Raw genomic sequence first — 20,801 nt, 5'->3', positions numbered from 1 at the left:
TCAGGCTGCACGGTTGCCGGAGGACCGGCGCTGCGCACCGCCGCCCCGCGACTGGGAGGACGACGACGAGGACGACGAGGTGCGCCGGGCCTGGGCCGGACGGCTGCGCCGGCCACGGGACGAGGACCCGCCCTTGGGCCGCTCCGACACCGGCGAGGTGATGACGACGGGCACGCCCGAGGGCGCCTGCGCACCGGTGATCCGGCTCAGCTCGGCCTCGCCGGAACGGACCTGGGCGATCTGCGGGGTGATCCCGGCGTCGGCCATCAGGCGCGTCATCTCGCGGCGCTGGTTGGGCAGCACCAGCGTGACGACACTGCCGGACTCCCCGGCACGGGCGGTACGGCCGCCGCGGTGCAGGTAGTCCTTGTGGTCACTCGGCGGGTCGACGTTGACCACCAGGTCGAGGTTGTCGACGTGGATGCCGCGGGCCGCGACATTGGTGGCGACCAGCACCGTGACGTGCCCGGTCTTGAACCGGGTCAGGGTGCGGGTGCGCTGCGGCTGCGACTTCCCGCCGTGCAGCGCCGCCGCCCGGACCCCGCTGTTGAGCAGGTGGTCGGTGAGCTTGTCCACGGCGTGCTTGGTGTCCAGGAACATGATCACGCGGCCGTCGCGAGCGGCGATCTCCGTCGTGGTGGCGTACTTGTCAGCGCCGTGGACGTAGAGCACGTGGTGCTCCATCGTCGTCACCGCACCGGCGGCGGGGTCGACCGAGTGGACGACCGGGTCGTGCAGGTAGCGGCGCACCAGCAGGTCGACGTTGCGGTCCAGGGTGGCCGAGAACAGCATCCGCTGGCCCTCCGCCTGCACCTGGTCGAGCAGCTCGGTGACCTGCGGCATGAAGCCCATGTCGGCCATCTGGTCGGCCTCGTCCAGGACGGTGATGGAGACCCGGTCCAGCGAGCAGTCGCCGCGCTCGATCAGGTCCTTCAGCCGGCCCGGAGTGGCGACGACGACCTCGGAGCCGCCGCGCAGCGCGGCCGACTGACGGCCGATCGACATGCCGCCGACGACCGTGGCCAACCGCAGCTTGAGCGAGCGGGCGTACGGGGTGAGCGCGTCGGTGACCTGCTGGGCCAGTTCCCGGGTGGGGACGAGCACCAGGGCCAGCGGGCGGCGGGCGTCGGCGCGACGGCCTTCGATACGGGCCAGCAGGGCCAGACCGAAGGCGAGCGTCTTGCCCGACCCGGTACGGCCGCGGCCCAGTACGTCACGGCCGGCCAGCGAGTTCGGCAGCGTGGCCGCCTGGATCGGGAACGGTACCGTGACGCCCTCGGTGGCGAGCGCCGACAGCAGCGGCGCGGGCATGTCCAGATCGGCGAAGGCCTCCACGGCGGGCAGCGCCGGGGTGATGGTCTGCGGCAGTGCGAACTCGCCCTGCTTGGCGGCGGGCCGGCGGCCGTAGCCACCGCCGCCACCCGAACGCTGGGCCGGGGCGCCGAAGCGGCCCTGGCCGCCCTGGCGGCCCGGGGCCTGCGAGCGGAAGCCGCCGCCCGAACGGGAGCCGCCGGAAGTGCGGGAATAACGGTCATTTGAGCGAGCTGTGCGGTCGCGGTTCATACAGAACCCTTCCTCGATATGGCGCGTATCGAGGAATTCATTGCGGCGACGAGCGGCACAAGAATCGCAAGAACGGGCCGTTGGCATACGTGAACGAAGCCCGGCAGCCGGTCTTGAGCCGATACGGGCCCGGCCGAACCGGGTCCGGTGCTTCGCAATGACGCGGCGAGCGGGCCCGCGGAGCGGTCCTGCAGGTCACGTCACGGGGCTCCGGCGGGCCGGTGTTCCGGTCCGGGAGCCATGGCGGATCGTCCGCCACACGGTGAAGATCGTGGTTCTGGGCGCCTGCCCGGCAGCTCGTGGCGGTGGTGCACCGGCACGGCATCGCTCGGGGGTGGGCCCGGAAAAGCAACGAGCTGGGGCCCGCACCCCAAGGTGCGGGCCCCAGCTGCGCGAAAGCATCTCAGCGCGTGAGCGCCGGAGCAATCAGGTTCACGCGGGGGTGATGTTCTCCGCCTGCGGGCCCTTCTGGCCCTGCGTGACGTCGAAGTTCACCTTCTGGCCCTCCTGCAGCTCACGGAAGCCGCTGGCGGCGATGTTCGAGTAGTGGGCGAAGACGTCAGCGCCGCCACCATCCTGCTCGATGAAGCCGAAGCCCTTTTCCGCGTTGAACCACTTGACGGTGCCAGTAGCCATGTTCTATCTCCTTCTGGGGCAGAGCCCGGGGACTCGCACTGTGCCAGTCCCACGTCGCCGCGATGATTACCCCATCCGGATAATGAACCGGAAATACAAAAGTGCACCCACCAGCCCATTTAGCTGAGGAGAGCACTTGGAGTCTTTGGGAACCACAACTGCAACTGAGATCTACAGTAGCACAATGAAAGCGGCCGGGCGCGGCAAGTAATTACACTCCACCCGGCGTGTCATAAACCCTCATCGCACATTGCGTAAAATTCTGTGCTTGTCGCTGTAGATATTCGCCGCCGCACGGGGCAGTGCTCCGGCTCCCGACGCCCTGACCTCCCCCCTGATTCAGGACCAGGGGGGAGATTACGGGCAGTTCGACCGCTGCCTCAGCCGCGCGCGAACCTCAGCGTGATCAGCTCGAACGGCCGCAGCGACAGCTGGACACCGCCGTCACCGAGCTCGGGCACCACCGCGTCGGCCAGCGGCCGCTCCAGCAGGTCGGTCACCGCCACGCCGACGGCCTCGAAACCGGCCGCGAGCCGCACCCCGGCGCGGCCGCCCGTCGACTCGTAGAGCCGTACGACGAGGTCGCCGCTCGCGTCGTCCGCCAGCTTGACCGCGCTGACCACGACCGCGTCGTTGTCGACGGTCACCAGCGGAGCCACCTCGCGCTCACCCGTCACCCGGCGCTCCGGCAGGTTGATGCGGAAGCCCTCACGGACCGCGTCGCCGATCCCCGCACCCGGTGCGAGCGCGTGCCGGAAGCGGTGCACGCCCTGGTCGGTCTCCGGGTCGGGGAAGCGGGGGGCGCGCAGCAGGGAGACCCGCACGGTGGTGGTCGTGCCCGCGTCGCTGTCGCGGACCGTGCGGGTCACGTCGTGCCCGTACGTCGAGTCGTTGACCAGGGCCACGCCCCAGCCCGGCTCCTCCAGGTGGACGAAGCGGTGGTTGCAGGCCTCGAACTTGGCGGCCTCCCAGCTCGTGTTGGTGTGGGTGGCCCGGTAGAAGTGCCCGAACTGCGTCTCGGAGGCGTACCGCTCGGCGTGGATGTCCAGCGGGAACGCCGCCTTGAGGAACTTCTCCGTCTCGTGCCAGTCGACCTCGGTGTCGATGTCGAGCCGCTTGACGCCCGGCGCGAGGGTCAGCAGCTGGGTGACCTTCGAGTCACCGAAGCCGCGGACGATCCGTACGGATACGGCGCCCTCCTCCTGGACGGGGGTGAGCTCGTCGAGGTCCGTCAGGTCGGTGACGGTGTTGCGGTAGAACTCATCGACGTCCCAGGCGTCCCACATGTTCGGGAAGTCCGGGTGGATCTGGAGCAGGTTCGCGGCCTGGCCCGGGGCCACCGTCTCGCGCCCGGCACCGATGTCGTACGCCGAGACGACCAGTCCGCGGGCGTCGATCTCCACCCGGAGCAGACCGTTGTCCAGGACGAACCCGCCGCCCTCGCGCGGTGCGAGCGTGCCGCCGCCGGCGGCCGTGACGGCAGTCGCCGCACCGGCCGGGACGCCGCCGCGGGCGTGCGGGGCGGAGTTGAAGAGCAGGGTCCGTCCCGTCGCGGTATCGCCGGCCAGCGCGCGCTGCGCGGTGTCGACGATGCCGTTCAGCTCCTCGGCGACGGCCGCGTACGTCTTCTCCGCCTCGCGGTGCACCCAGGCGATCGACGAGCCGGGCAGGATGTCGTGGAACTGGTGCAGCAGCACCGTCTTCCAGATCCGGTCCAACTGCTCGTACGGGTAGGCGGAGCCGGTCCGCACGGCGGCGGTGGCGGCCCACAGCTCGGCCTCCCGCAGCAGGTGCTCGCTGCGGCGGTTGCCCTGCTTCGTCTTCGCCTGGCTGGTCAGGGTGGCGCGGTGCAGCTCCAGGTAGAGCTCGCCGACCCACACCGGTGCGTTCGGGTACTCCGCCTCCGCCTTGGTGAAGAAGTCGGCGGGCGTCTCCCAGGTGACCGTCGCGGAGCCTTCGAGGCTGCGCATCCTGGCCGCCTTGGCGATCATCTCGCGGGTGGTGCCACCGCCCCCGTCGCCCCAGCCGGTCGGCGCGAGGGAGTGCCGCGCGACTCCCTTGTCCTTGAAGTTCTTCGCCGCGTGGGCGATCTCGCTGCCCTTCATGGAGCAGTTGTAGGTGTCGACGGGCGGGAAGTGCGTGAAGATCCGGGTGCCGTCGATGCCCTCCCACTGGAAGGTGTGGTGCGGGAACTTGTTGGTCTGGCTCCACGAGATCTTCTGCGTGAGGAGCCACTTGGAGCCCGCGGCCTTGATGATCTGCGGCAGTCCGGCCGCGAAGCCGAAGGTGTCGGGCAGCCACGCCTCGTCGTTCTCGATGCCGAACTCGTCGAGGAAGAAGCGCTTGCCGTGCACGAACTGGCGGGCCATCGCCTCGGAGCCGGGCATGTTGGTGTCGGACTCGACCCACATGCCGCCGGACGGCACGAACCGCCCGTCCGCCACGGCCTGCTTGACCTTGGCGTAGACCTCGGGGCGGTGCTCCTTGATCCAGGCGAACTGCTGGGCCTGCGACATCGCGAAGACGAAGTCGGGCTCGTCCTCCAGCAGGGCGGTCATGTTGGACGTCGTACGGGCGACCTTGCGGACCGTCTCGCGCAGCGGCCACAGCCAGGCCGAGTCTATGTGGGCGTGGCCGACGGCGCTGATGCGGTGCGCGGACGGCTGCGCGGGCGTCGCGAGGACGGCGGCGAGCTGCTCGCGGGCGGCGGCCGCGGTGCCGTTGACGTCCTGGAGGTCGACCGCGTCGAGCGAGCGGCCGATGGCCCGCAGGATGTCCCAGCGGCGGGCGCCCTCGACCGGCAGCTCCTGCATCAGCTCACCGAGCACCTCCAGGTCCTGGACGAGGTTCCACACGTTCTCGTCGAAGAGGGCGAGGTCCATCCGGGCGAGGGTGTACTGCGGTTCGCTGCCCGCGGTCTCCTTGTCGCCCAGCCGGGTCGGCAGGAAGGGGTGGTAGTCGAGGATGACCGGGTTGGACGCGGCCTCGATGTGCAGCAGCACCTCCTCGCCACCGGCTGCGGGGGCGCCGACGCGCACCCACTGGTTGCGCGGGTTGAGGCCCTTCACCGGAGTGCCGTCGGGGCGGTAGACGAGGCCCTCGCACTGGAAGCCCGGCATGTTCTCGTCGAAGCCGAGGTCGAGCAGCGCCTCGACGGTCCGGCCCGCCCAGGCCTCGGGGACCGTCCCGGAGACCCGGAACCAGCAGGTGCCCCACGGGGCGCCCCACCGGTCGCCGACCGCGATCGGTTCGGTGGCACCGGCCAGCCCCTCGGCGACCGGGACGGGCTCGCCCGGTGCGTTCCAGACGGCGACGTCCAGCGGTACGGATTCCGGGTATACGGCCGGCCGGATGCGCTCGTCGAGGACGCGCTTCAGACGGGCTTCGACCAGACTGCGGTCGTCGTGCATGAGGGTGGCTCCGATATGGGTGGGGTGCGGGTGGGGTGGATTACCAGCGGTGCGCGACGGAGGCGGCGCCGGAGGTCGTGTACAGCTCGCCGACGGCCCTGACCTGGAAACGAGCGCTTTTCTCGCCCGGTTCCCGCCGAAGGCCCGGCACGAAGAACGCGGTTCCACAGGTGCCGCCGAGGAAGCGCCGGGTGCCGTCGGGCAGGACCCGGTGCAGCTCGTAGTGGCGCGGGGCGGCGGGGGCCCGGTGCCAGCCGAAGCGCAGGTCGGTGCCGCCGGCTCCCGAGGACGCGCCGGTGACGCGCAGTCCGGCCGGTGCGGACGGGGTCCGCGCCGTGTCCCGTACGGCCAGGGCTCCGAGCCGCCAGCGCACCGGACCGGCCGCCGTGAGGCGCACCCCCAGCGCGCGGACGGTCCCGGAGAGGGAGTTCAGCCGGAGGGTGGAGGTGGTCCAGCCGGTGCCGCCCGCCCGGAGTTCGCCCGCCGGGACACAGGTGTACGCGATCGGGTCCCCCGGCCGGTCCGGCTCGTGCAGGGCGACGGCGAGTTCGACGGTGACCGGTCCTGATTCCGTGTCGGTCCGGTGGGTGAGCTCGACGACGGTGCGCCGGGTGAGCGGCAGCCGGGTGCCGTACAGCTCGACGGTGGCGGGGGCGTCCAGGTCGCCGTCGACCAGCAGGCTGCTGCCACCGCGCCAGGCGTCGGTGAAGTCGAAGGCGACGGACGGGGTGCGGCCCTCGGTACGGACCACCCAGCGGCGGCCGGGCAGCCGGTCCTGGAGGCCGAGGTGGTTCCACTCGGAGTCCGAGGAGACCCGGCCGTCCTCGTACCAGCGCAGACCGTGGCCGGTGTTGAACGTGGTGGCGAACGGCAGGCGGTCGACGGTCGAGCGGTCGGCCACCGCCGTCGCGGGGGCCCGCCAGCCGCCGGCGCGGTCGGGGCGGGCCGGGTCGAGGGACTGCCCGGTCCAGAACCGCTGGTCGGCGGCGTGGAACTGGCCGGGGGTGCGGTCGTCGGGGAGGTGGTTGAGGGTCCACTCCGGCCGGTAGAAGCCGTAACTGACGGTGTGCGGCCCCTCGGCCGGAATGATCGCGTCCCAGTCGACGGACCGGTTCCAGCCGGTCGATTCGACGTCGACGCCCGCCCACAGGTCGTAGCGGCTCCGGCCGACGGCCTCGGCGGCCCTCCCGGAGGCGGCGAGCGTCGCGGGGGTCCAGCGGAAGTCCACGAACATCGAGTCCGCCTGCTCGAACAGCGCCGTGTTCTGCGCGTTGAGGGCGCCCTGCCAGCCGACCTCGCCCCGCACCGTCATCGCGTCGTACCAGGTGATGCGCAGGCCCGCCGCCTCGCCGCGGGCCCGCAGGTCGGTGACGAAGGCGAGCATCTCGGCGCCGAGCGCGGCGTCCCCGCCCTCCGTCTCCGCGTTGATGAACCAGCCGTCGAAGCCGTACGCGAGCGCCGCCGCCACGAGCTTCGCGGCCAGCGGGAAGCGTCCGGCACCGTCGCGCTGCACGAGGTCGCGCGTCCAGCGCAGCTCGCCGCCGTGGTGCACGGGCGGCAGGAACACGGTGCCGAGCACCGGGACGCCGTTGCGGTGCGCCGCGTCCACCACCGGGGCGTTGGGCGCGAGGATCAGCCCCTCGCCCGCCGAGCCGCCCCAGAAGACGAGTTCGTCGATGTACGCCCAGTGGTTCAGGGCGTAGGTGTCGGCGGTGGCGGAGCCCTGGGACGGGTTGCCCGCGGTGTTCCCGAAGGCGACCAGGGAGGTGATCCGTGCCTGGCCGGTGCGGGCCGTCGTGTTCACCGGGACGGGGGTGAAACGCTCCGCGAGCGGGACGGCCGAGGTGTTGAACGCCAGGTCGGGGTCGCTCTCGGGGCGCCACGCCTTCAGGCTGCGCCAGGTGACACCGTCGCCGGGGTCCCCGGCCGGCAGTGAGTCCGGGAACCAGTAGGAGGCGTACGGCTGCCGCGCGCCCCCGGTCCGGTCGCCGGTGGCGGCCGCGGCGGAGCCCGCGGAGGCGGGGGCCAGGAGGGCGGCGGCCGTTCCGGCGCCCGCGAGGACCACGGTGCGTCGGGTGGGGGCGGCCGGGCGGGGCTGGGGCCGGTTCATGGTGCGCTCCGTATCGTGTGAGGTGCGATTCCGGTGCTGTGCGGGGCGGTTGGGGGCGGGGTGGTCACGGACCGGGGCGCGGTCACCGGACCTGGTCGGGTGTGATGACCTCGGTGATGCCGCGGGCGGCGAGGTACTGCGGGTCCCCGGCCCTGCTCGCGAGGACGGTCGTGGGCCGGACCCCGTCCGCGGTGAGCCGGGCGAAGGCCTCGAAGACCTCGCCCCCGGGCGCGCAGGTGGAGCGGCGGGGCGCGGTCGTGTCGTCGCCGGTGCCGACGACGAGGGCGGTGGTCCGGGGCGCGGGTCGGCGGGTCCTGCCGCGCTGCTCCTCGACGATCGCGGCGATGGCCCGCCCGGCCGGCTTGACCTGCCGGTCGTTGGTCAACAGCCCCAGCCCGTATTCGAGTTCGGGGAAGTCGGCCAGTGAACGGGACACATCGTGGGAGCACCACCAGGTGACGCCCCAGACGTCCTCGCAGTCCAGCGCGTTCTCGACGGTCGCCGCGGTGAACTCGGCGGCGTGCTCGGCCGGGATCAGCGGGGCGGGGGCGCCGACCTCCTGGAGCCAGACCGGCCGGTGCGGGTCGAGGGCCCAGGCCTTGGAGAGCTCGATCAGGTAGGCGGCGTGGTGCTCGGTGGCGGTGCCGGTACGGCCGTGCCGCTGGGCGGTGCCGTTGAAGACCCAGGAGTGCACGGCGGTGACGGCCCCGATCCGGGCCGCGTGCGCGGGAGTGAAGGCGTGGTCGTCCTGGTACCAGGAGGCGTCGTACTCGGCGTGCAGATGGAGCTTCCCGGGCGCCCCCTCCTCGCAGGCGTCGAGCATCCGGGTCAGCCAACTGCCCGCCTGCTCGGGGGTGATGCGGTCCGGGTCGGGGTGCGGCTCCCCCGAGAACTGGTTGATCTCGTTGCCGAGCGTCATCCCGATGAAGTGGGGCCGGTCGGCGAGGGCGGCGGCCAGGGTGCGCAGGTACTCGGCCTGTCCGGCGACCACGTCGGGATCGGTGAAGATGTTGCGCCGGTGCCAGGTCCGGGTCCAGGCGGGCAGGAAGTCGAAGCTCGACAGATGGCCCTGGAGCCCGTCCACGCTGACGTCGAGCCCGCGTTCCGCGGCGGCGTCGGCCAGCTGGACGAGCTGCTCGACGGCGCGCGGGCGGATCAGGGTGCGGTTGGGCTGGAAGAGCGGCCAGAGCGGGAAGACCCGGATGTGGTCGAGGCCGAGACCGGCGATCGAGTCCAGGTCGGCCCGCACGGCGTCGAGGTCGAAGTCCAGCCAGTGGTGGAACCAGCCCTGGCTGGGCGTGTAGTTGGCGCCGAATCGGAGCGGGGAGGGGCTCATACGGAACAGGCATCCTGGTTCTGTGGTGCGGGGGCGGCGGTCGGTTGCGGCCGGTCCTGCGGGCCGGGGCCGGGCGGGTCAGCCCTTGACGGCGCCTTCGCCGACGCCCCGGAAGAAGAAGCGCTGCAGACCGGCGAACAGCACGATGAGCGGAAGCACGGCGATGATGGTGCCCGCGGCGACGAGCCGTTCGTCGTTCGCGAAGGTGCCGTGCAGGTAGTTCAGCCCGATGGTCAGGGTGAAGTTCTCCGGGTCACTGAGGACGATCAGCGGCCACAGGAAGTCGTCCCATGAGCCCATGAAGGCGAAGATCGCGACAACGGCGAGGGTGCCCTTGACCGAGGGCAGCGCGATCCGGAGGAAGCGCTGCCAGACATTGGCACCGTCCACGAAGGCCGCTTCCTCCACCTCCTGCGGAAGGTTCAGGAAGGCGTTGCGCATCAGCAGGACGTTCATCGCCCCGATGGACCCCGGCAGCAGCACCCCGAGCAGGGTGTTGTTCAGCCCGAGATCACGCATGGTGGTGAACTGGGCGATGATGATGCCCTCCACGGGGACCAGCATGGCGAGGATGAACGCCAGCGTCGCGGCCCCGCGCCCCCGGTAGCGCAGCCGGGCCAGTGCGTAGCCCGCCAGTGCGGCGCCGACGCAGTTGGTGACCACGTTGGCGGCGGCGACCTTGAGGGAGTTGAAGGCGTAGTCCCACACCGGGATGGTGTCGGCGACCCTGCTGTAGTTGTCCAGGGTCGGATCGCTGGGGAAGAACTTCGGCGGCGAGCTGAAGATGTCCTCGCCCGGACCCTTCAGCGAGGTCGAGAGCTGCCACAGGAACGGCCCCACGGTCAGCACCAGTACGGCGAGCAGCAGCACGTACCGCAGGACGAGCTGCCAGGGCGGGACGCGGCGCCCTTCGGCGTCGGTGGTCTTCAGGAAACTCACGCGTCCTCCTTGCGGTCGGCGCGCAGCACCAGGAGCATCAGGCCGACGGTGACGACGAAGATGACGACCGAGATGGCGGAGGCGTATCCGACCCGCCCGGTCAGCCCGGTGCCGACCCGCTGGACGAGCATCACCAGGGTGGTGTCCTCACCCGCCGGGCCGCCGGAGGGGCCGGCCATCAGATAGACCTCGGAGAAGACCTTGAAGGCGGAGACCGAGGACAGCGCCGCGACCAGCACCATGGTGGAGCGGATGGCGGGAACGGTGACGGTGAAGAAGCGGCGCACGACCCCGGCACCGTCCACGGAGGCGGCCTCGTGCAGCTCCCTCGGTACGTTCGACAGCGCGGCCAGGTAAATGATCATGTAGTAGCCGAGCCCCTTCCAGACCGTGACCGCCATCGCGCTGCCCAGCAGCAGCCATTGGTCGCTGAGGAAGCCGACCTTGCCGATGCCCACGGCCTCCAGGACCGCGTTGATCAGCCCCCGGTCGTCGAGCATCCACACCCAGATCAGGCCGACGACGACGATGGACGCGACGACCGGGGTGTAGAAGGCGGAGCGGAAGAAGGTGATGCCGGGGATGTGCCGCTGGACGAGCATCGCCAGCAGCAGCGGCAGGATGACGAGTGCCGGGACGACGACCAGGACGTACAGCGCGCTGTTGCGCAGACCGGTCCAGAACATCTCGTCGTGCAGCAGTTCCCGGAAGTTCGCCAGGCCGACGAACTTCCCCGGGACCAGGGTCCGCCGGTCCGTGAAGGCGTTGATCAGCGTGCTGAGGAACGGGTAGAGGCTGAAGGCGCCGACCACGATCAGTCCGGGGGCCGCGAACAGCCAGGGGCTGAGGGGCAGATGGCGGCTGATCCGGCGGGCGGGGGCGGGGGCAGGCGTAGTCACTGGGGGGCTCAGCTCTGCTGCAACAGCCGGTTACACGCCTTGACAGCGTTGTCAAGGGCTTCCTTGGGGCTCTGCTTCCCCTGGAGCGCCCTGGCGATCTGGTTGCGCAGCTCGGTCTTCATCTGGTCGCTGAACAGGACCGGCGTGTAATTGACGGCCGTCTTCAGGGACTTGGCGGCGGCGACCCGGACGCGGGTCTCGTCGGTGCCGTCCTCCTTGGTGAAGTACGGGTCGTCGAGCGATCCGGCGGTGCTGGGGAAGATGGCGACCTTCTTCGCGAACTCCATCTGGCGGGTCGCGTCGGTCATGTAGTGGGCGAAGGCCACGGCGGCGGGCTTCTGCTTGGTCTGCGCGTTCACCATGATGCCCATGACGTACATGTTGGCCTTGCCGGTGCTGCTGACCTGGTCGGTGATCCCGATGTTCTTGTAGAGGCCAGGGGCCTGCTTCTTGAAGTTGGCCAGGTCCAGCGCGCTGCCGGGGTTCATCGCCACGGACTCGGTGAGGAACTTGTGCCCCGAAGACTCCGGGGTCGCGGTCAGGGCCTGCGGGTCCAGCGCCTTGGCGTCGTACAACTCCTTGAAATGGGTGAGGAGTTCGATGCCCTTGGCGTCGTTGAAGGCGAAGCCGGTGCCTTCCTTGTTCATCAGCTGTCCGCCGTAGCGGCCGAAGTCCTCGATGGTGGGCACGTTCGCGAGGGTGGCGACCTTGCCCTTGCTCTTCTCGGCCAGCTTCAGGCCGTCCGAGAAGACCTCGTCGTACGTGGACGGCGGATCCTGCGGGTCGAGCCCGGCGTCCTTGAGGAGGCGCTTGTTGTAGAACATCGGCCCGGTGTTGAGGTACCAGGGGAAGGCGAACGTCCCTTCCGTGCCCGGTATCTGATGGCTCTGCCAGGCGCCGGGCAGGTACTCCTTGCGGTACTTCGACGCCGCCTTGTCGAGGTCCAGCGCGATGCCCGCCTTGGCCAGCGGGGCCACCAGGTCGGGCGACACATTGACGACGTCCGGCAGGGTGCCGCCGGCCGCGTCCGCGCTGATCTTGTCCGCGTAGCCCTCGCCGGGCCGGTCGACCCACTTGACGTCGGTTCCCGGGTACTTCTTCTCGAAGTCCGCGATCACGCCGTTGAAGTAGTCCTTGAAGTTCGCCTGGAGGTTCCAGGTCTGGAAGGTGATCTTGCCTTCGACCTTGCCCGAGGCATCGGACGAGCCGGTCCCCGACCCGCCGCCACAGGCGCTCAACGGCAGGACGGTGGCGAGGACGGCGGCAGTGGCGACTGCTCTGCGAGAGATGCGCACGGTGAACGGCTCCTTTGCTCGGACCAGGCGTGCGGACGGCGAACCGGAGGTCGCGGACCGGCCGGATGCGTTCGCCCAGCAGACCCTGCAATGCGCGTGACTGAAAGTCAATACATTTCCCGCAACTAAGCCGCACCCTTCGGCATACTCGCAGGTCAGAGCGGAGTCGAGACACATTGAAGATCAATGACTAATGCGCTTTAGGTGCCATCAGCTCAAGCGCATTAGTTGTCGGAGCACCTCACTCGACCAATGGACCCGGAAGCCCTACGATGCCCCCGGGGGAGAGCGAACCCGACGACCCATGAGAGCCACAGGGAACGCAGGAGAGAGGCACTCGGTGACACCGAAGAGGCCGCCGGCCGGGGACACTTCGCCGGCCAGACGCACGCCCGCACGACGGCCGACCATGAAGGACATCGCCCAGCGGGCCGGAGTGTCGGAGAGCGCCGTCTCCTTCGCGCTCAACGACCGCCCGGGGGTCTCGGCGATCACCCGTGACCGAATCCGGCGCGTGGCCGAGCAGTTGGGCTGGCATCCGAGCACCGCGGCCCGTGCGCTGTCGGGCGAGGGCTCGGCCACCGTGGGTCTCGTGGTGGCCCGTCCGGCGGCGAACCTGGGCGTGGACTCCTTCTTCCTCCAGCTGATCTCCGGCATCCAGGAGGTCCTGGCCGAACGCCGGCTCGGGCTGCTCTTCCAGGTGGCGGAGGACGTGACGGCCGAGTGCGCGGTCTACCGGCGCTGGTGGGCCGAGCGGCGGGTCGACGGCGTACTCGTCGTCGACCCGCGCACCGATGACCCCCGCGTCGGCCTGCTGGACGAACTGGGCCTGCCCGGCGTCGTCATCGGCGCCCTCCCCGGCAGCGACACCGGCCCCCACCCGGGCCTCTCGCAGATCCGCGCCGACGACGCCGGAGCGATGGCGGCCGTCGTCGGCCGGCTGCACGAGCTGGGGCACCGGCGCATCGTCCACATCGCCGGGCTGCCCTCACTCGCGCACACCGACCGGCGCATCCGGTCCCTGCGCATCGAGGCCGACCGGCGCGGACTGACCGAGGCCCACTCGGTGACCACGGACTACTCGGACACCGAGGGCGCGGCCGTGACCCGCCGGGTGCTGGAGCAGGACACCCCGCCGACCGCGCTGATCTACGACAACGACGTGATGGCCGCGGCCGGGGTGGCGGTCACGGCGGGCCTCGGCTTCCGGGTCCCGGCCGATGTGTCGGTGGTGTCGTGGGAGGACTCCGCGCTGTGCCGGCTGACGGCTCCGTGGCTGACCGCGCTGTCCAGGGACACGGTCGCGTTCGGGCGGCTCGCGGCGCGGGAGCTGACCGCGCTGCTCGACGGCGGCACGGCGCACACCATCCAGGTGCCGCTGCCCCGCCTCATCGAACGGGGCAGCACGGCGGAGGCGGCGGTGGGGTGAACAGCCGGAAAGCGCGGCCTCAGAGGCTGATCAGCCGCCCGGAGCGGGCCTGCGCAGCTCCTCGTTGAGCCGGAGCGCCTCTTCGAGCTGGTCCTCCAGGATCACGATGCGGCAGGCGGCCTCGACCGGCGCACCCCCGTCGACGAGCTCCCGGGCCCGGGCGGCGATGCGGAGCTGGTAGCGGGAGTAGCGGCGGTGGCCGCCCTCGGACCGCAGGGGGGTGATCAGCCTGGCCTCGCCGATCGCACGGAGGAATCCGGGCGTGGCGCCGATCATCTCCGCGGCGCGGCCCATGGTGTAGGCGGGGTAGTCGTCGTCATCGAGACGGTCGGTGGGATGCGGAGGGGTATCGGGGGGCATGGGCACCTGCCGCGTGTCGCCGACTTCGTTGACCGGAGGAGAAACTCTCGTTGTGCGAGCCATCGTCTCTATCATAGCCGCGACAGATTTACCTGGCCGGACGGGGGAAGTTATCTGAGCAGGCCGTCCCCGGGGCCGCCGGCCCGGCCGCGCTCCCGGCCGTTTCCGCCGTATCCGCGGGCAGCGGACACCGCACCCGCCAAGAACACTGACCGGCGGGTCAGTTGATGACTGCGGGACCTCGGGCCATAATGCACGGGTAGCCCTTCACGCATCCCCCGTCGTGAAGGGCTACACCCCTGTGCGCACCTCTCCCCGTCACGGGAGGCCTCGTTCGCGCACGCCTCGTCGCCGAATTCACGGGCAAGGGGCTCCCCTCGTGGTCCCCTGCCCGTGTTTTTTCGAGTTAACAGTGACGTAGAGTATTTGCGCAACCCTGCCTCTGTACACCGGCACAGGATGTGCCGCTACGTCCCCGTTCGATGCGCCCGCGGCTCCCGCGCCGGGGACGACGGACCGGGTTGGTTACAGTACGAGCCCGTTGACCGAATCGGACACCGCGCGGCGCCGGACAGGCACCGGGCGGGGGACGGACACGTGGGGGGCCGGATGGACAGCGGCGAAGAACGCGCGCCGGAGCTGCGGACGCTGCGGCAGAAGGTCGAGTACATGGTCGAGAAGACCTTCCCCGGCCGGAAGATCTCGGGGCGGGTCTTCGCGGACCTGGTCAAGGAGCGCGGCGGATCGCTCTCGCACAGCTACTTCTCCAACATCCTGGCCGGCAAGGTCACCCAGCCCTCCGAGGACATCCTCAAGGCGCTCGGCCTCGGTTTCGGCGTGGACTGGCGCTTCTTCAAGGAGGAGTCCGAGGTCGTCGACGACGTCGTCGACGGTCTGCAGTTCCTGGCCAAGCGGCGCACCGGGGAGATCAGCGGACTGGCCGGACGGGGACTCGACGAGGACGGACTGCCCCCGGAGCTGCTGCAGTTCGCGCTCGCTCTGCTGGAGGACGCGAAGAGCCGGCAGCGCCCGGTCGACGGCGGACCACGGAGTTAGGCCCCATGTCCCTGCGCCAACTGCGGAAAGAGTGCGAGGCCGGACTGGCCGGGCTCCCCCTGCCCGCGCCCTTCTCGATCGCCGGACTGGTGGCGAACATGGAGGCGGCCGGCGGCCGCACCATCGTGCTGCACGAGATGCCCGACCGGCTGGCGCGCGTCAACGGCGCCTGCGGGCTGCGGCTGAAGGCCGGCGGGACCAGCTTCGTCCTCCACCGCCGGCGCCCCACCGCGTACCAGACCCAGCACGTCATCCTGCACGAGCTGTGCCACGAGTGGTTCGACCACGGCACCTCGCTGGACGCCGAGCAGCTCCAGCGGCTGCTGCCCGTCTTCGACACCTCGCTGATCTCCCGGGTCGTCGGCACCGACGCGCTCCGGTCCCCGGACGCCGTACAGGCCCGCGCGCAGTACGACACCCACGACGAACGCATGGCCGAATTCGGTGCCTCGCTCATCCCTCGGATGGCCAGGGAGGTGACGAGCGATGACATGGTGGGGCGGCTCGCCAACTCGCTCTCCCGCCCGGTCGCCCACCGCCGCCGCGGTCTGTTCCGCCGCACGTAGCACCGGACCGGCCCCCGGTCCGCAGCCGACCCCTTTCCCCCCACCCCGAGGACGTCCGCCGTGACCCCGCTCGACCTGGCCGGCTACCTGATAGCCGGCCTGATGACAGCCGTCGCCCTGTGGCGCATGCCGGCCGCCCTCTGGGGCGACGAGGAGGACAGACGCCGCCGGGCCCTGTGGGGCTGCTACGCGGGATTCGCCGCCGCCCTGTGGACCAAGACCCGGGTCGTGCGCATCGGGCTCAACGACAGCTCCGTCACCGACCTCTCGGTGCTGATCAAGCACTACACGGCGACCGTCGCGATCCTGGCCATCCTCAGCTACATCGTCGCCATCTACGGCCAGTACGCCGACGCCGGGGACGTCCCGCGGCACGTACGGTTCGCCCGGCTGATCCAGCAGGTCGCCGCGAAGGCGTCGGTCGCCACGCTGGTGCTGCTGACGGTGCTGTTCTTCACGGTCGTCGACCGTTCCGTCCCCTCGGACCGCTTCGTCGCCGACCACGCCGGGCAGTGGGGCGCGACGCTCTACATGAGCGTGTTCTACCTCTACCTCGGCACCGCGTCCGCCGTCTGCGCCTACCAGTGGGCGCTGGCCACCGCGAGCGCCGGGCTGCGCCGGCTGCGGATCGGCCTCGGCATGATGACGTTCGCGATGTTCATCGGGGTCGGATACACCGTCAGCCGGACGCTGTTCCTCTGGGTGAGCGTGATCGACCCGCCGAGCGAGGCCTTCGCGCTGGACTTCGACGAGATCACCGAGGCCTCGCAGGTCGTGCTGTTCACCTTCTTCGCGGTGGGCGCCTCCATCCCCGCCCTGAGCAACGTCCGCCGCCGGGCGAAGCTCTGGCGCGCCCAGGTGCGACTGCACGCGCTCTGGTACGAGTTGATGGCGGCCTTCCCCGACCAGCCCTTCGACCCCCCGGCATCGCTGGTCCGCGAGCTGACCCGGTTCGACACCCCGGCGGACCTGCGGATCGACCGCTGGGCGGCGGACATCGCCGACGCGGTGGAGAAGCTGCGCCACTACGCCCCCGACACCCTCCTCGCGGCCGCCGGGGCCGCCGCCGGGGCCGGCACCACCGACCGGGAGCGCACGGGACCGCTCACGGACGCGTACTGGATCAAGGCAGCCCTCGCGGCCCACGGCGACGGCGCGGCCCCGGGGGACGCGGCGGCCTTCGGCACCCAGCACGCGACCGACCAGGACGGCGAGGTCGCCTGGCTGGTCCGGGTCGCCGCCGCGTACCGGACGGTCACGGCGGAACGGGCCCGGCAGGTCCTGGAGTCCTCCGCAGCAGCCAAGGAGCAGACAGCATGAGCACCGCCGACACGTCCGACACCGCCAACAGCGCCGACGCGTCCGGCCCGTCCGACACCGCCGACAGCGCGGGGACCGCCGCCCGCACCACCTCCACCGCCCGTACGGTGACCGATGTCTTCCAGCCACGTAATCTCCTGCTCGCCGGGATGCTCGCGACCGGATTCGCGGCGGCGGGCGAGTGGACGGGGCTGCTGTGGGGACTGCTCGGCGCCCTGTGCGCCGGGATCGTCCCGGCCGGCTACATCGAGTGGGAGCGCGGACGCGGCACCTGGGGCGACCGCCATGTCGTCGACCGCACCAAGCGGGCCCCGATCTTCCTCGTCATCCTCGGCTCCATCGGCACCGGTTCGGCGGTCATGGTGCTGGGCGGCGCCCCCACCGGCATCCTGACCGCGATGCTCGGGCTCTGGGCGATGACCGTCGTCCTGCTGGCCGTGAACACGGTCTGGAAGATCTCGGTGGACGCCTCGGTCGCCTCGGCCGTCGTCGCCCTGCTCGCCGTGGTCCATTCGCCGTGGTGGCTGTTCGGGTACCTGATGACGGCCGCCGTGTGCTGGTCACGGGTCGCGCTCGGCTACCACACGGTCGGCCAGGTGACCGCCGGGACCGCGCTGGGCGCGGCCACGGCCTGCGCGTTCCTGTTCGGCTGAGCCGTCCGGGGGCGGGAAGAGGGGGACGCCGGAAGCCGTCCCGCCGAACGGGTCGGTTCTTACGGTCCCGTGACGTGCCGACCGCGCAACCGCGCCCACCGGCCGCCGCGCCCTAGCGTTGCGCTCATGCGCGTACTGGTCACCGGCGGAGCCGGGTTCATCGGGTCGGAGATCGTCCGGACCCTCACATCGGCCGGGCACGAGGCGGTGGTGCTCGACGCCCTGCTCCCCTCGGCGCACGGCGAGGGAGCGGACCGGCGGGCCGACAGCCGGCTGATCGTGGCGGACGTGCGCGACCGCGAGGCCGTGGACCGCGCGCTGCGCGGCATCGACGCCGTGTGCCACCAGGCGGCGATGGTCGGCCTGGGCAAGGACTTCGCGGACGCCCCGCAGTACGTCGGGTGCAACGACCTCGGGACGGCCGTGCTGCTCGCCGCCGCGGCCGCGGCCGGGGTGCGGAGCCTGGTGCTCGCCGGATCGATGGTGGTCTACGGCGAGGGCCGCTACGACTGCCGGCTCCACGGGCCGGTCCGGCCGGGGCCGAGGGCGCAGTCCGATCTGGCCGCGGGCCGGTTCGAGCCGCTCTGCCCGTCCTGCGGTACGGAGCTGACCCCGGGGCTCGTCGGCGAGGACGCGCCCGTGGACCCGCGCAATGTGTACGCGACGACCAAGCTCGCCCAGGAACACCTCGCCTCCTCCTGGGCCCGCGCCACCGGCGGCCGGGCGCTGTCGCTGCGCTACCACAACGTGTACGGGCCGGGGATGCCGCGCGACACCCCGTACGCGGGAGTGGCCTCGTTCTTCCGCTCGTCCCTGGCCCGGGGCGAGTCGCCGCAGGTTTTCGAGGACGGCGCCCAGCGGCGGGACTTCGTCCATGTGCGGGACGTGGCGTCCGCGAACGTGGTGGCGCTGGAGGCCGTTGCCGGGCTCCGGCCGGGCGGCTTCGCCGCGTACAACACCGGGAGCGGGGAGCCGCACACCATCGGCGAGATGGCCGCGGCGCTGGCGTCGGCCCACGGCGGCCCGGCCCCGGTAATCACCGGTGAGTACCGGCTCGGGGACGTACGCCATGTCACGGCCGACTCCCGGCGGCTCCGCGACGAGCTGGGCTGGAAGCCCGCGGTGGGCTTCGCCGAGGGGATGGCGCAGTTCGCGGCGGCCCCGCAGCGGGACATGGCCACGAGCTGACCGGCCCGCTGCCCCCGCGTCCGCCGCCCCCGCACGCTCACGCCACCGGCAGGGTGACCTCGAAGCAGCAGCCGCCGGTGACGTTGCGGACCTCGGCCCGGCCGGCGTGCGCCTCGACGATCCCGCGCACGATGGCGAGCCCGAGGCCCGCGCCGGCCGGGGGCGTACGGGCGTGGCTGCCGCGCCATCCGGTGTCGAAGACCCTGGCCAGGTCCTCCTCCGGGATGCCGCCGCAGCCGTCGGTCACCGACAGGACCACACCGCCGCCGGTGCGTTGCGCGGCCACCGCCACGGTGCCGTCGGCGGGGGTGCGGCGGATCGCGTTGATCAGGAGGTTGCCCAGGACCCGGCTCATCTCCTTGCCGTCGACCTCGACGGGCACCGCCTCGATCCGGTCGCCGACCAGCCGTACGCCGTGCTCGCGGGCCAGCGGGTCGGCACCGGCGAGCGCGTCGCCCACCAGGTCGTACACGGAGATCCGGGTGGGGGTCAGGGTGAGCGAACCGGCGTGGATGCGGGAGAGCTCGAAGAGGTCGCCGACCATGTCGTTCATACGCTCCACCTCGGTGCGTATCTGCCGCAGATAGCGCCGCGAGTCGACGGCCATGCCGTCCTCCAGCGCCTCCGACATGGCCCGCAGTCCGGCGAGCGGGGTACGCAGATCGTGCGAGATCCAGGCGACGAGTTCCCGCCGCGAGGTCTCCAGGGCGCGCTCCCGTTCGCGTGAGCTGTCGAGCTTGGCGCTGGTGGCGGCCAGTTCGCGGGTGAGCGCGGCGAGTTCGGCGGTGGCCGGGGCCGCAGGGGCCGCGAAGGTGCCGCCGTCGCCGAAGGAGCGGGCGGCGAGGGTCAGGTCGCGGCTCCGCGCGGCCACCCAGCGGCCGAGCAGCATCGCGGTGAGGAGCGAGACGACGGCGGCCATGGCGACGACGGTCGTGACCACCTGGAGGTCGTGCGGCGACAGGAACATCGCCCAGGCGACGGCCAGCGTCCCGGCGAGCATCGCGGTCACGGCGACGGCGGCGACGACGGTCAGCGAGACGACGAGCGAGCGGTGCCGGAAGAACCGCAGCACGAGCGCGCCCAGCAGCCCGGCCGCCGCCGCGCCCAGGAACGCGAAGAGCGCGATGAGGAGCATGTCCGTCATGACGGCGCTCCGCAGGCGTCGGGGGCGCCGGCCGGCAGGTCCAGGCGGTAGCCCACACCCCAGACCGTACGGATCAGCTCCGGGCGGGCCGGGTCCGCCTCGGCCTTGCCGCGCAGTCGGCGCACATGGACCGTCACCGTCGACAGGTCGCCGAAGTCCCAGCCCCAGACCTCGCGCATCAGCTCCTCCCGGGTGAAGACCCGGCCCGGGTGGCGCAGCAGGAAGGCGAGCAGGTCGAACTCGCGCAGGGTGAGGGCCAGCACCCGGCCGTCCCGGCTCGCGCGCCTGGCCGCCGGGTCGAGGACCAGGCCCGCGCCCTCGATCAGCGCCGAGCGGCCGGCGGGTACGGCGGCCGCGCCGGCACGGCGCAGCACGGAGTCGACACGCAGGACGAGTTCGCGGGGGCTGAACGGCTTGGTGACGTAGTCGTCCGCCCCCGTCTCCAGGCCGAGGATGCGGTCGTCCTCGTCGCCGCGCGCGGTCAGCATGATCACGGGCACCGGTCCGTGTGCCCGCATCCGGCGGCAGACCTCGAAGCCGTCCATGCCGGGCAGCATCAGGTCCAGCACCACCAGGTCGGCGCGGCGGCGGGCGAAGCACTCCAACGCGGCCGGGCCGTCCGCCGCGCGGGCCACGTCGTAGCCGGCACCGGTCAGGTATCCGGCGACGACCTCGGAGACGGTCGGATCGTCGTCCACGACGAGAACGTGGCCGGGGACGGGGACGGGGGCAGGGGCAGGTTCACGGCCGGGGGCAGGGGCGGGGTCGGGGGCAGGGGCGGGGTCGGGGGCCTCGCCCCCGGCTCCCCGGCCCTCGGACGCCGGACGGGCTGGAATGGCGGGCTGCATGGCCCCACCCTGGCACCCGCTCCCCGCGCGCCGGGCGCGCGGACACCGC

17 protein-coding genes are annotated in these 20,801 nt (G+C 71.6%); 6 read left to right on the top strand and 11 right to left on the bottom strand.

The genetic code is table 11. The features are described 5' to 3' along the window. The 8 genes from OG322_RS19055 to OG322_RS19020 form a co-directional block, all read right to left on the bottom strand. The gene (locus tag OG322_RS19055; protein ID WP_329306719.1) at positions 1-1,563 is read right to left on the bottom strand and encodes a DEAD/DEAH box helicase; all 1,563 of its coding nucleotides are present in this window, start codon (positions 1,561-1,563) and stop codon (positions 1-3) included. A gap of 432 nt (positions 1,564-1,995) precedes the next feature. Next, positions 1,996-2,199, bottom strand: coding sequence for a cold-shock protein (locus tag OG322_RS19050; protein WP_015609674.1), 204 nt, complete (start codon positions 2,197-2,199; stop codon positions 1,996-1,998). 380 nt (positions 2,200-2,579) lie between these two features. After that, complete coding sequence (locus OG322_RS19045; RefSeq protein ID WP_266411566.1) at positions 2,580-5,609, bottom strand: alpha-mannosidase; 3,030 nt, start codon at positions 5,607-5,609, stop codon at positions 2,580-2,582. 40 nt (positions 5,610-5,649) lie between these two features. Then, a complete protein-coding gene (locus tag OG322_RS19040) occupies positions 5,650-7,719 on the bottom strand; it encodes an endo-beta-N-acetylglucosaminidase (RefSeq protein ID WP_329306718.1) in 2,070 nt (689 codons plus the stop codon). An 82-nt stretch (positions 7,720-7,801) separates the two neighbouring features. Then, positions 7,802-9,055 (bottom strand): glycoside hydrolase 5 family protein, encoded by a 1,254-nt coding sequence (locus OG322_RS19035; RefSeq protein WP_266411564.1) that lies wholly within the window; start codon positions 9,053-9,055, stop codon positions 7,802-7,804. Positions 9,056-9,133: 78 nt separating this feature from the next. Continuing rightward, on the bottom strand, positions 9,134-9,994 hold the full coding sequence (locus OG322_RS19030; protein WP_123460303.1) for a carbohydrate ABC transporter permease: 861 nt from the start codon (positions 9,992-9,994) through the stop codon (positions 9,134-9,136). After that, the gene (locus OG322_RS19025; RefSeq protein ID WP_241200060.1) at positions 9,991-10,893 is read right to left on the bottom strand and encodes a carbohydrate ABC transporter permease; all 903 of its coding nucleotides are present in this window, start codon (positions 10,891-10,893) and stop codon (positions 9,991-9,993) included. Before OG322_RS19025 ends, OG322_RS19030 begins: the two co-directional genes overlap by 4 nt. Positions 10,894-10,901: 8 nt before the next feature. Then, the gene (locus OG322_RS19020) at positions 10,902-12,188 is read right to left on the bottom strand and encodes an ABC transporter substrate-binding protein (RefSeq protein ID WP_266411563.1); all 1,287 of its coding nucleotides are present in this window, start codon (positions 12,186-12,188) and stop codon (positions 10,902-10,904) included. A 409-nt stretch (positions 12,189-12,597) separates the two neighbouring features. On the opposite strand from OG322_RS19020, the gene OG322_RS19015 reads away from it, so the two are divergent. Continuing rightward, positions 12,598-13,617, top strand: a complete 1,020-nt coding sequence (locus OG322_RS19015; protein ID WP_329306717.1) for a LacI family DNA-binding transcriptional regulator — start codon at positions 12,598-12,600, stop codon at positions 13,615-13,617. Positions 13,618-13,647: 30 nt separating this feature from the next. Here the strand turns inward: OG322_RS19015 and OG322_RS19010 are convergent, their stop codons facing one another. Further along, positions 13,648-13,977, bottom strand: coding sequence for a MerR family transcriptional regulator (locus OG322_RS19010; protein ID WP_123460307.1), 330 nt, complete (start codon positions 13,975-13,977; stop codon positions 13,648-13,650). Positions 13,978-14,586: 609 nt separating this feature from the next. Between OG322_RS19010 and OG322_RS19005 the strand changes: the two genes are divergently transcribed. The 5 genes from OG322_RS19005 (at position 14,587) to OG322_RS18985 (ending at position 18,760) form a co-directional block, all read left to right on the top strand. Then, entirely contained in the window at positions 14,587-15,033 is a 447-nt protein-coding gene (locus OG322_RS19005; protein WP_123460308.1) for a hypothetical protein, read from the top strand. 5 nt (positions 15,034-15,038) lie between these two features. Then, positions 15,039-15,599 (top strand): toxin, encoded by a 561-nt coding sequence (locus OG322_RS19000; RefSeq protein WP_123460309.1) that lies wholly within the window; start codon positions 15,039-15,041, stop codon positions 15,597-15,599. Between the two features lie 60 nt (positions 15,600-15,659). Further along, entirely contained in the window at positions 15,660-16,919 is a 1,260-nt protein-coding gene (locus OG322_RS18995) for an MAB_1171c family putative transporter (RefSeq protein WP_123460310.1), read from the top strand. After that, positions 16,916-17,572 (top strand): hypothetical protein, encoded by a 657-nt coding sequence (locus OG322_RS18990; RefSeq protein ID WP_207319701.1) that lies wholly within the window; start codon positions 16,916-16,918, stop codon positions 17,570-17,572. The genes OG322_RS18995 and OG322_RS18990 overlap by 4 nt, the downstream gene beginning before the upstream one ends. Positions 17,573-17,698: 126 nt before the next feature. Continuing rightward, the gene (locus OG322_RS18985; protein ID WP_123460311.1) at positions 17,699-18,760 is read left to right on the top strand and encodes an NAD-dependent epimerase/dehydratase family protein; all 1,062 of its coding nucleotides are present in this window, start codon (positions 17,699-17,701) and stop codon (positions 18,758-18,760) included. Positions 18,761-18,797: 37 nt separating this feature from the next. Here OG322_RS18985 and OG322_RS18980 read toward each other — a convergent pair whose 3' ends face one another. Beyond that, positions 18,798-19,904, bottom strand: coding sequence for a sensor histidine kinase (locus tag OG322_RS18980; protein ID WP_123460312.1), 1,107 nt, complete (start codon positions 19,902-19,904; stop codon positions 18,798-18,800). Beyond that, positions 19,901-20,752: a response regulator transcription factor gene (locus OG322_RS18975; protein ID WP_405700326.1), complete on the bottom strand. Its 852-nt coding sequence runs from the start codon at positions 20,750-20,752 to the stop codon at positions 19,901-19,903. Before OG322_RS18975 ends, OG322_RS18980 begins: the two co-directional genes overlap by 4 nt. Positions 20,753-20,801 lie beyond the last annotated feature (49 nt).

Source organism: Streptomyces sp. NBC_01260, assembly GCF_036226405.1.
GTDB lineage: Bacteria > Actinomycetota > Actinomycetes > Streptomycetales > Streptomycetaceae > Streptomyces > Streptomyces laculatispora.
The sequence above is the reverse complement of the archived record's forward strand: the minus strand, read 5'-3'. Positions and strand labels throughout refer to the sequence as shown.